Source organism: Pseudomonas sp. B329 (genome assembly GCF_023127835.1).
In the GTDB taxonomy this organism is placed as follows: domain Bacteria; phylum Pseudomonadota; class Gammaproteobacteria; order Pseudomonadales; family Pseudomonadaceae; genus Aquipseudomonas; species Aquipseudomonas synxantha_A.
Genome location: NZ_SPKP01000021.1, coordinates 68,665 through 75,168 on the forward strand (window position 1 = coordinate 68,665; position 6,504 = coordinate 75,168).

Annotated in this window: 4 protein-coding genes and 1 other RNA gene; 4 read left to right on the forward strand and 1 reads right to left on the reverse strand. The window is 60.8% G+C overall.

The window, feature by feature from the left end; all coding sequences use genetic code 11:
* Nucleotides 1-27 precede the first annotated feature (27 nt).
* Entirely contained in the window at nucleotides 28-795 is a 768-nt protein-coding gene (locus tag E4P00_RS12700; RefSeq protein ID WP_005791515.1) for a GntR family transcriptional regulator, read from the reverse strand.
* A 250-nt stretch (nucleotides 796-1,045) separates the two neighbouring features.
* On the opposite strand from E4P00_RS12700, the gene E4P00_RS12705 reads away from it, so the two are divergent.
* The 4 genes from E4P00_RS12705 (at nucleotide 1,046) to ssrA (ending at nucleotide 6,504) form a co-directional block, all read left to right on the forward strand.
* Nucleotides 1,046-2,740 carry a lactate permease LctP family transporter gene (locus tag E4P00_RS12705; RefSeq protein ID WP_248131638.1) on the forward strand — a complete coding sequence of 565 codons (1,695 nt, stop codon included), beginning with the start codon at nucleotides 1,046-1,048 and terminating at the stop codon, nucleotides 2,738-2,740.
* A 70-nt stretch (nucleotides 2,741-2,810) separates the two neighbouring features.
* Nucleotides 2,811-5,621 (forward strand): FAD-binding and (Fe-S)-binding domain-containing protein, encoded by a 2,811-nt coding sequence (locus E4P00_RS12710; RefSeq protein ID WP_248131640.1) that lies wholly within the window; start codon nucleotides 2,811-2,813, stop codon nucleotides 5,619-5,621.
* Nucleotides 5,622-5,757: 136 nt separating this feature from the next.
* The gene (locus E4P00_RS12715) at nucleotides 5,758-6,036 is read left to right on the forward strand and encodes a hypothetical protein (RefSeq protein WP_020301768.1); all 279 of its coding nucleotides are present in this window, start codon (nucleotides 5,758-5,760) and stop codon (nucleotides 6,034-6,036) included.
* Between the two features lie 102 nt (nucleotides 6,037-6,138).
* Nucleotides 6,139-6,504: a transfer-messenger RNA gene (gene ssrA, locus E4P00_RS12720) on the forward strand.

The following is a 6,504-nucleotide window of genomic DNA, read 5'->3' on the forward strand; positions in this document are numbered from 1 at the left end:
TGATGTAGCCGCGGGCAACCCCCGTGGCTACATGCCCTTACGTCGCTCCGCCCGCGCTACCCGCTGAACCTCCTGCCGCACTTCCTCCAACACTTCCTGCACGTACAACAGGTGACGTGTTGAAACGTCGCGCGCCTGCTCGGCCCGCCCCTCGATAATCGCCAGGTACAAGTCCCGGTGCTGACTGATCAGCATGTCGCGGGTCTCGGTGCGCTGCTGATACATACCGCCAATATTGGTCACCACGTTGCGCTTGAGCAGGTCGAACAACCCGCGAATGGTGTGCAGCAGCACCGCGTTATGACTGGCCTCGGCGATCGCCAAGTGAAACCTTGCATCCGCAGCGCCCTCCTCCACTCGGCTCACCTCGTCGGCTCGCGCATAGCAGTCCTGCAGCGCTTCGAACGCCGCCGTCAGTCGCTCACGGTCGACCTCGGTAGCACGCAATGCCGCGTAATAAGCACACGAAGCCTCCAGAGTCTGGCGAAACTCCAGAAGGTCGCGCTGCGCCTCGGGATTGTTTTCCAGCAGATGCAGCAGCGGATCACTGAAGGTCGAACCCAGGGAATCCACCACATAGTTGCCGCCACCCTGCCGACTGACCAGCAACCCCTTGGCCGCCAACTTCTGGATCGCCTCACGCAATGAAGGGCGCGACACACCAAATTGTTCAGCCAAAGCGCGTTCGGCCGGCAAGCGCTCGCCCGACTTCAACGTGCCCTCAAGGATCATGCCCTCAAGCTGCTCGACAATATCGTCAGACAAACGGCGCTGACGCACCTGATCAAACCCCATAACTCACTCTCCACCATCCCGACCACTCGCCGGGGCCCCTATTCTGGCCTATCGCCGCGCTGGCAGCACCTATCAGAACACCTTCGATTTACCCGATCAGAACACTCGACACTCACTCTCAGACCAAAGTTTGACGAGCGGCAAATTGACACACCCCTGCCAAGGCTCTTAATCTAGCCCACAGCGACTGTAAATTGGTATTACCAATTATCCAAGCTGACCAAACAACAACAATCAGGGGCCACCCCATATGCAAACCTGGCAACAGCTCTACAGCCCTCTCGGCAGCCTCGACCTGTCCGCACTGGCCGCCGTTATTCCAATCGTGTTCTTCTTCCTGGCCCTGGCCGTATTCCGCCTCAAAGGCCATGTGGCCGGCAGCATCACCTTGGCATTGTCGATCCTGGTCGCCATCTTCGCCTTCCAGATGCCGGTCGACATGGCCCTGGCAGCGGCTGGTTACGGGTTTGCCTATGGCTTGTGGCCGATCGCCTGGATCATCGTGGCGGCGGTATTTCTCTACAAACTGACGGTAAAGAGCGGGCAGTTCGAGATCATCCGCAGCTCCGTCTTGTCGATCACCGATGACCAGCGCCTGCAGGTGCTGCTGATCGGCTTCTGCTTTGGCGCCTTCCTGGAAGGCGCGGCCGGGTTCGGCGCACCCGTGGCAATCACCGCCGCGTTGCTGGTGGGCCTGGGCTTCAACCCGCTGTACGCCGCGGGCCTGTGCCTGATTGCCAATACCGCGCCGGTGGCGTTCGGCGCACTGGGCATTCCGATCATCGTCGCAGGCCAGGTCACTGGCATCGATGCGTTCAAGATCGGCGCCATGACCGGCCGCCAACTGCCGCTGCTGTCGCTGTTCGTGCCCTTCTGGCTGGTGTTCATGATGGACGGCCTGCGCGGCGTGCGTGAAACCTGGCCGGCAGCCTTGGTGGCCGGCTTGAGCTTTGCCGTTACCCAGTACTTCACCTCCAACTTCATTGGCCCGGAACTGCCGGACATTACCTCGGCACTCGCCAGCCTGATCTCCCTGACACTGTTCCTGAAAATCTGGCAGCCCAAGCGCACCGCAGGCGCGCAGATTGCCGGTGCAACCTCCAGCGTAGCGGTCACCTCCAGCGCCGGCGGCTTTGGTTTGCCACGCAGCACAGTGGTTTCACCCTACAGCCTGGGGCAAATTTTCAAGGCCTGGTCGCCGTTTCTGATCCTGACCGTGCTGGTCACCATCTGGACCCTCAAACCCTTCAAGGCCATGTTCGCGGCCGGTGGTTCGATGTACAGCTGGGTGTTCAACTTCGCGATCCCGCACCTGGACCAACTGGTGATCAAAGTCGCACCCATCGTCACCAACCCCACCGCCATCCCCGCCGTCTTCAAGCTGGACCCGATTTCGGCCACCGGTACCGCGATCTTCTTCTCCGCGCTGGTCTCGATGCTGGTGCTGAAAATTGATATCAAGACTGGTCTTACCACTTTAAAAGAGACCTTCTTTGAGCTGCGCTGGCCGATCCTGTCCATCGGCATGGTGCTGGCGTTCGCCTTCGTCACCAACTACTCCGGCATGTCCTCGACCATGGCCCTGGTACTGGCTGGCACCGGCGCCGCCTTCCCGTTCTTCTCGCCCTTCCTCGGCTGGCTGGGGGTTTTCCTGACCGGCTCGGACACCTCATCCAACGCCCTGTTCAGCTCGCTGCAAGCCACCACCGCCCACCAGATTGGCGTCAACGACACCTTACTGGTAGCCGCCAACACCAGCGGCGGCGTGACCGGCAAAATGATCTCGCCGCAATCGATCGCCGTGGCCTGCGCAGCCACGGGCCTGGTGGGCAAGGAGTCCGATCTGTTCCGCTTTACCCTCAAGCACAGCCTGTTCTTTGCCACCATCGTCGGGCTGATCACCTTGGCGCAGGCGTACTGGTTCACCGGTATGCTGGTGCACTGAGACCTGCACGTAATAGGGTAAGAATCGACGCCGGACAACGATGCTGGCGTCTGCTATTTCTGGAGGACCGATGAGCCTGCCTGCTGCTTTTCTCAGCGACGTCGCACAACTGATCCCGCAAGATCGCCGCTTCGACGATCCACTTTCCACCCTCGCCTTCGGCACCGACGCCAGCTTCTACCGATTGATCCCACAACTGGTGATCCGCGTGGAGTCAGAAGACGAAGTCGTCGCACTGCTGCAACTGGCCCAGCGCGATCACGTGCCGGTGACCTTCCGGGCCGCGGGCACCAGCCTGTCCGGCCAGGCGATCAGCGACTCGGTGCTGATCGTGCTCGGCGACAATTGGAACCACTGCGAAATTCGCGGGCAAGGCACACAGATCCGCCTGCAACCCGGCGTCATCGGCGCCCAGGCCAACGCCTGGCTCGCGCCGTTCGGGCGCAAGATCGGCCCGGACCCGGCGTCGATCAACGCCTGCAAAATTGGTGGCATCGTTGCCAACAATGCCAGCGGCATGTGCTGCGGTACGGCACAAAACACCTATCACACCCTGGCGGGCATTCGTTTGGTACTGGCCGATGGCAGCCGCCTGGACACCGAAGATGCCGCCAGCGTGCAAGCCTTCCGCCAAACCCACAGTGCACTGCTTGAGCGCCTGGCCACGTTGTGCCGCGAGACACGCGCAAACGCTGAACTGGCTGCGAAGATTCGCCACAAATACCGCCTGAAAAACACCACCGGCCTGTCACTCAACGCCCTGGTGGATTTCGACGACCCGCTGGATATCCTCAGCCACCTGCTGGTCGGCTCCGAGGGCACCCTGGGGTTTATCAGTGCGGTCACCTACGACACGGTGATCGATCACCCGAACAAAGCCTCGGCGCTGATCGTGTTCCCGGATGTCGAAACATGCTGCAACGCAGTAACGGTGCTGAAAACCCAGCCGGTTTCAGCCGTTGAGCTGCTGGACAGACGCAGTATGCGCTCGGTACAAGACAAACCGGGTATGCCCGCATTCGTACAACACTTGTCGGAAAATGCCTGCGCACTGCTGATCGAATCCCGCGCGGCCTCGCCGTCATTACTGCACGAACAACTAACGCTGATCATGGCCTCTCTGGCGGCGTTCCCCGTAGAAAAACAGGTCGACTTCACCGAAGACCCCGTGGAAAACGCCCGCCTGTGGGCAATCCGCAAAGACACCTTCCCCGCCGTAGGCGCGGTGCGCAAAACCGGCACCACCGTGATCATCGAGGACGTCACCTTCCCCGTCGAACAACTGGCGATCGGCGTAAACCGCCTGATCGAACTGTTCGACAAACATCACTACGACGAAGCCATCCTTTTCGGACACGCCCTGGAAGGCAATCTGCACTTTGTGTTCACCCAGGGCTTCAACAGCAGCGAAGAAGTCACACGCTATCAAGCGTTCATGGACGACGTCGCGCAACTGGTGGCGGTAGAGTTCGGTGGCTCGCTGAAGGCTGAACACGGCACTGGTCGCAATATGGCGCCGTTCGTTGAACTGGAATGGGGCAGCGACGCCTATCAATTGATGTGGCGACTCAAGCGCCTGCTCGACCCCAACGGCATCCTCAACCCGGATGTGGTGCTCAGCGAAGACCCGCAAATCCACCTCAAACACCTCAAGCCCCTGCCCGCCGCCGATGGGCTTGTGGACAAGTGCATCGAGTGTGGCTTCTGCGAACCCGTGTGCCCCTCAAAAGGCCTGACCCTGAGCCCGCGCCAGCGCATTGTGATCTGGCGCGACATCCAGGCCAAACGCCGCGCAGGCGTAGACACCACCGAACTGGAAGCGGCCTACCACTATCAAGGCATCGACACCTGCGCCGCCACCGGTCTATGCGCCCAACGCTGCCCTGTAGGCATCAATACCGGCGACCTGGTGAAAAAGCTGCGCAGCTGCGATGCCGACCGTACGAAAACCGCCGAATGGCTCGCCAGCCATTTCGCCACCGCACTGCAAGGTGCGCGCTTCACCCTGCACGTCGCCAATGGTGCGCGCATGCTGCTGGGTGCTCCACGGCTGGCCAAGCTCTCGAGCACACTGACTAAGCTGTCCAAAGGGCAAATTCCGCAGTGGACCAACGCCATGCCACAGCCCGAAAAAGCCATCCGCTTCAGCCCGGCAGTGACGGACGCCCGCCCGCGCGTGGTTTACCTGGCCGCCTGCGTCTCCCGCGCCATGGGCCCGGCAGCCGGCGATAAAGAGCAGATGTCGCTGTACGACAAAACCCGCCAACTGCTGGAAAAAGCCGGCTACCAGGTGGTCTTCCCCGACAACCAGGACAGCCTCTGTTGCGGCCAACCCTTCGCGTCCAAAGGCTACGCCGAGCAAGCCGAACACAAGCGCCAGGAACTGATCGGCGCCCTGCTCCACGCCAGCCGTGGCGGCCTCGACCCGATCTACTGCGACACCAGCCCCTGCACCCTGCGCCTGGTACAAGACCTCGGCGAAACCCGCCTGGACCTCTACGACCCGGTACGCTTTATCCGCACCCACCTGCTGGACCGCCTCGACTTCACGCCGCAGGAAGCCCCCATCGCCGTACACGTCACGTGCAGCACCCAGCACCTGGGCGAAAGCCAGGCCCTGATCGAACTGGCCCGGCGCTGTGCAAAAACCGTCGTCATCCCCGAAGGCATTCACTGCTGTGGCTTTGCCGGCGACAAAGGCTTCACCACCCCGCAACTCAACGCCCACGCCCTGCGCTCACTCAAGGATGCCGTGCAACATTGCAGCGAAGGCATCTCCACCAGCCGCACCTGCGAGATCGGCCTGAGCCAGCATGGCGGCATCGACTACCACGGCCTGGTCTACCTGGTAGACCGCGTCACCCGCGCCCGCGCCCACTGACCCCGCAAAAAAACCGAACCCTGGCGCACCAGCGCAGTCATCTGCATAGGCCTCGACAAACGAGGCCCATCAGTGATGTCGCTGGCAGCGGTTGCACGCCAGCAGCGTCGAGCCCTTTTGCGCAAGGAGACACCCTATGAAGCGTTCCGCTCTTGCTGGCTTGTTCATGACCGCTGCGATGCTCGCCTCCCCCGCCTTCGCTGCCGGTGACAAAGACCTGTGCCAGATCAACCTGGACAAAATCAACAACGGCAAAGCCCTGCTGGCCACTGACACCAGCGGTAAAAGTGGCGAAATAGACACCGCCGTCTCCCAGGCCAAGGCCGCCCATGCCGCTGGTGATGAGAAGAAGTGCATCGAAATCACCTCCAAGGCCCTGCAAGACCTGCAGAACAGCGAGAAAGGCGGTCAGTAAGCGATAGGGCCAACCTTCGGGTTGGCCTTCGCTGACGTTTTGGCGTACACTGCACAGGCTTGTCACTCACTAAGAAACAACGAGTTACAAGCACGGGGCCGTTTAGGATTCGACGCCGGTCGCGAAACTTTAGGTGCATGCCGAGTTGGTAACAGAACTCGTAAATCCACTGTTGCAACTTCTTATAGTTGCCAATGACGAAAACTACGGCCAGGAATTCGCTCTCGCTGCGTAAGCAGCCTTAGCCCTGAGCTTCTGGTACCTTCGGGTCCAGCAATCACCAGGGGATGTCTGTAAACCCAAAGTGATTGTCATATAGAACAGAATCGCCGTGCAGTACGTTGTGGACGAAGCGGCTAAAACTTACACAACTCGCCCAAAGCACCCTGCCCTTCGGGTCGCTGAGGGTTAACTTAATAGAAACGGCTACGCATGTAGTACCGACAGCGGAGTACTGGCGGACGGGGG

Excerpts from the sequence above, each read along its gene's own strand:
- E4P00_RS12715 (WP_020301768.1), top strand. The coding sequence starts at position 5,758 with ATGAAGCGTTCCGCTCTTGCTGGCTTGTTCATGACCGCTGCGATGCTC.
- E4P00_RS12700 (WP_005791515.1), bottom strand. The coding sequence starts at position 795 with ATGGGGTTTGATCAGGTGCGTCAGCGCCGTTTGTCTGACGATATTGTC.
- E4P00_RS12710 (WP_248131640.1), top strand. The coding sequence starts at position 2,811 with ATGAGCCTGCCTGCTGCTTTTCTCAGCGACGTCGCACAACTGATCCCG.
- E4P00_RS12705 (WP_248131638.1), top strand. The coding sequence starts at position 1,046 with ATGCAAACCTGGCAACAGCTCTACAGCCCTCTCGGCAGCCTCGACCTG.